We start from the raw sequence: 441 nt of genomic DNA on the forward strand, positions 1-441 counted from the left end.
GCTATACGACCTTCTGGATCAACCGCTCGGGCCAGCCTCTCGAAGCACTCGACGTGACGCCGTCGGCGATCGGCCAGCGGCTCACCGATGTGGTCGACTTCGTCCGCCCGCGCCTTGTCGGCGCGCCCCGCGCATGACCCTCCGCCCATGACCCCAACCGAACTCCTCGTCATCGGCGTCGCCACGGCGATGGCCGGGGCGATGAACGCGGTCGCCGGCGGCGGGACGTTCTTCTCGTTCCCGGCGCTGCTCGCGATCGGCGTGCCGCCGGTGATCGCGAACGCCAGCAACGCGGTCGCACTGTGGCCGGCGAGCGTGTCGAGCGCCTACGCGTATCGCGGCGAACTGGCGCGCTTCGGCAAGGGCCTGCCGGCGCTCACGGCCGTCGCGTTCGTTGGCGGCATCGCCGGCGGCCTGCTGCTGCTGTCGACGCGCGACGAC

The 441-nt window shown here is 71.9% G+C and carries 1 protein-coding gene; it reads left to right on the forward strand.

Features of this window, described 5'->3' with window-relative positions; all coding sequences use genetic code 11:
• Positions 1-147: 147 nt before the first annotated feature.
• Positions 148-441 (forward strand): TSUP family transporter (locus AC1VNY_RS42700; protein ID WP_482409707.1); only part of this gene is annotated, 294 nt, incomplete at its 3' end.

This window comes from Bradyrhizobium ferriligni (assembly GCF_056837965.1).